The organism is Vulcanococcus limneticus LL (genome assembly GCF_002252705.1).
GTDB classification, from domain to species: domain Bacteria; phylum Cyanobacteriota; class Cyanobacteriia; order PCC-6307; family Cyanobiaceae; genus Vulcanococcus; species Vulcanococcus limneticus.
The window spans coordinates 1-3,432 of record NZ_NQLA01000102.1 but is presented as its reverse complement, the minus strand read 5'-3'; the positions used below and the strand labels follow the sequence as shown (position 1 = coordinate 3,432).

Genomic DNA, 3,432 nt, shown 5'->3' with positions numbered 1-3,432 from the left:
GCTGTGTGCCTGGTGCGTTTCATGGTCGAGTCCCCGGCCCAGTCTGGCCGGATGAGGACTCTCATTCACCCTGGACCGGTTTCCGGGGTCCACGTCACTTCCCCCAGGCCGTGCTGGGCTGGGCCGAAGACCGGGAAGCCGCCCTGTTCCCACCGGCCCTGGATCTCGCCAGCCTCGATGGCCCCGCCCGCCGCGACCTGGCCAGCTGGCTGGCGATAGCCCGCAGCGGCGCCACCTCAGGGTCCAGGGCCCGGCAGTCGGACTCAGCCGCCCCTGGCCCGACATCCGGACGAAGCCCTGCCAGGGGCCCCGGCAGCGGCCGCAGAGCAGGGCTCTCTGGTGGTCGTGCCCGGCTGGCTCCCGGGCAGCTCAGCCTGGATCTGGATCTGGATCTGGATCTGGATCTGGATCTGGACCAGGACCCCGGAGCGTGATCGGGACCCGAGACCCGCAGCCTGGCCAGCGGCGTCGATTCCTGCGGCGTCAGGCCGCCTGGGCCACGATGCCGCTCCACTGCACGGCCTTGACCTGATCGCGGCGCCAGGAGTGGAACAGCAGCGGTTCCGCCACCGTGCACAGGGGGCACAGGGCGACGCGGCCGGGATCCAGGCCGGCGTTGGCCAGCTGCAGGCGGGTGGCGCGGCGGATGTCGAGGCGATCGCGGGCTGGATCCGGATCCGGGAGCAGGGCACCCGCTTCCGAGAGGTTGGCCAGGGCGGCCTCCAGCTTCTCCGGCCCGAGCGCCTCGGGCTGCAGGGGCGCGGCCCCGGGAGCGGCAAGCACACTCGCCGCCACCCGGACGCTGACGGGGCGCTCCACCTGGTAGTTGTCCCCACTCACGGCCGGCCCCAGGGCCACGAGCAGCTGCTCCCGGCGGCTGCCGGCCGCCACGAGCTGGGCGATGGCCTCCAGCAGGATGCCACCAGCCAGGCCCCGCCAGCCGACGTGGCAGGCGGCGACGCGCCCGCTGGCGGGATCGGCCAGCAGCACCGGCGTGCAGTCGGCGCCGCAGACCCAGAGGCTCTGGCCTCCGCCATCGCTCACCAGGCCATCGGCCTCTGGCCAGGGCTCGCCCCCGGCGGCGCTGGCGGGCAGCACCCGGGCACTGTGGACCTGCCGGGGTCGGTGCACGCTCACGCCGGCGCTCACGTAGCCGGCCAGCTCTCCGGGGCCCCGCCCCTGCCACTGGCGGGTGAAGAAGCCGTGCTCAAAGGCCGCCAGCAGGTCGGCCTGGAGGTAGTAGCCGCCGTAGCAGCCCACCCAGGTCCAGCCCTCCAGGCTGTTGAAGCCGGCATCGGGCCGCTCAAACGGGGGATCGACAGCCTCAGCCATCAGCGCTCTCCGCCCTCAGGCATCGGGCAGGTCGCGCAGGATCCAGAAGCCCTCGAAGCGGGGTTCCGCCTCGGAGGCCTGCACCGCCAGGAACTGGACGCCACCGGCCTGCTCGCGGGCGCCCTGGAAGGCGGCGGCGGCGGCCTGGGCCTCCTCGGCGTCGAGGCGGCCCAGCAGCCAGCGATCCTCCAGGCCCGCTTCCAGCACCAGCTGGTTGTCGCTGATCGCCAGCCGCACCGGCTCCAGACCCGCCAGCCAGCCGGCGATGGCCAGGGCCCGGGGGCCGCCGATCAGGCGCAGCCCACTCACCGGCACGTCATCGGCCAGGTCAGCGGGCAGGGCCACCAGTCCGGGGAAGCTGATCTCCCACTGGCCGGCCTCCCGCAGGGCCCCCAGGGGCAGGGAGGCCCAGCTCCAGCTCTGGCCGCGGGCCGCCTCCGGCAGGGGCACCGCCAGGGGCTGGATCAGCTGGGGCGGCGGGGCCAGGGGGCCGGCCATGTAGCCCTCCTCGGCTGGGTACACCGTGGCCTGGCGCTCCTGCAGCCACTCCACCAGCGCATAGCAGCGGCGGCTGGGCACCAGCTCGAGGCCCAGGGCTTCGGCGGCCCGCTGCACCATCGTGCGCATCGAGGCCCGCCAGCAGCGCACCCGCCGCGGCGGGGCGTAGCCCTGCTCCGCCGCTGCCTGCTGGGCCTCGGCCAGGGCCTCCTTGAGCCAGGTGGAGTTGACGCTCGTGGCCGGGCAGCGCCGCACCCAGCGGAACGGCTCGACGCCGGCCGGTGCCTCGGCCGCGGTGGTGGAGCACACCAGCAGCTCCCAGCGCTTCTTGCCGTCGGATTCGAGGATCGGACGGGAGTAATAGTCCAGTTCCCAGTCGGCCTGGATCAGGCCAGGGGACGCTTCGATCACTTGGCTCATCCGGCGTTCTGTTCCTGTTGGCGCAGCACGTTGCGGGCCCGGTTGGCCCGGTCGGTGGCCTCGGCCATCACCTTCTCCTTGTCGATCAGCAGCTCGCCGGGCTGGCCCTCCAGCAGGGCGGTGTTGAGGGCGATGCGGCCCCGGCTTGGATCCAGCTCGGTGATCAGCGCCTTGACCCGATCGCCGTGGTCGAACACTTCGCGCAGGTCGCGCAGCTGGCCGCCGCTGATGCTCGATTGGTGCAGCAGGCCGCTGACGCCGCCCAGGTCCACGAACAGGCCATAGGGCTTGACGGCCACCACCTGGCCCTCCACCAGCTGGCCTACCTCCAGGTTCTGGAAGAGGGCGGCGCTGGCGGCCTTCTTCTCCGAGAGCACCAGCTTGCGGGTCTCCGGGTTCACCTCCAGGAAGACCACGCCCAGGGTCTTGCCCACCAGGGCCTCGTGGTTCTCCCCCTCCTGCAGCTGGGAGCGGGGGATGAAGCCGCGCAGGCCCTCCAGGTCGGCGGTGACGCCGCCGCGGTTGAAGCCGTTCACCTTCACCTGCACCACCTTGCCCTCCTTCTCGAGCTGGCGCACCTTCTCCCAGCTCTGGCGCAGGGCCAGGGCCCGGGCGCTCACGGTCACCATGCCGTCGGCGTTCTGTTCGCGGGTGACGAGCACCTCCACCTCCAGGCCGCGGGGGAAGCGCTCCTTGAGGTTGGTGATCACGCCCAGGGCCGCCTCCTTCTTGGGCATGAAGCCAGGGGCCTTGCCGCCGATGTCCACATACACCCCATCGCTCTCGACGCCCACCACGACGCCCTTGGCCACCTCACCGGTGGAGCCCACGAACTCGTTCTCATCAAGGGCGGCGAGGAAGGCCTCCTCGTCGAAGTCGAACTCATCAACGGTGCGGGAGGGCACGGCGGCGCGGGGCTGGCTCTGGGCCGCGGCCCCTGCGGCCCCAAACGACTTGGCCGAACCGGTGGTGCCCCCCCGGCCGCCGCGGCGCTTGCTGTCGTCCGGGCCCAGCAGGTCGGCCATGGTCAGGCCCTCGAGGGCACCCATGTCGAACAGCTCGGCATCCCCGCCGGCGGGGCGGGCGGGGCGCTGGGGGGCCACCGGGGCCAGGGGCTCCTCACCCCGGGCGGCGCGGGCGGCGTTCTCCAGCTCGGCGGCGCGCTGCAGGGCCGCGTCGGCG

4 protein-coding genes are annotated in these 3,432 nt (G+C 73.0%); 1 reads left to right on the top strand and 3 read right to left on the bottom strand.

Annotation, left to right across the window (positions count from 1 at the left end; all coding sequences use genetic code 11):
* On the top strand, positions 1–434 hold a 434-nt coding region (locus CJZ98_RS17390), incomplete at its 5' end, for a hypothetical protein (RefSeq protein WP_232756587.1).
* A gap of 49 nt (positions 435–483) precedes the next feature.
* Here CJZ98_RS17390 and CJZ98_RS17385 read toward each other — a convergent pair.
* From CJZ98_RS17385 to CJZ98_RS17375, 3 genes are all read right to left on the bottom strand, one after another.
* A complete protein-coding gene (locus CJZ98_RS17385; protein ID WP_094592363.1) occupies positions 484–1,332 on the bottom strand; it encodes a polyphenol oxidase family protein in 849 nt (282 codons plus the stop codon).
* A 15-nt stretch (positions 1,333–1,347) separates the two neighbouring features.
* Positions 1,348–2,250: a Tab2/Atab2 family RNA-binding protein gene (locus tag CJZ98_RS17380; protein WP_094592362.1), complete on the bottom strand. Its 903-nt coding sequence runs from the start codon at positions 2,248–2,250 to the stop codon at positions 1,348–1,350.
* Positions 2,247–3,432, bottom strand: a 1,186-nt coding sequence (locus CJZ98_RS17375) for a S1 RNA-binding domain-containing protein (protein ID WP_108723329.1), incomplete at its 5' end; no start/stop codon positions are given. The genes CJZ98_RS17380 and CJZ98_RS17375, both read right to left, overlap by 4 nt.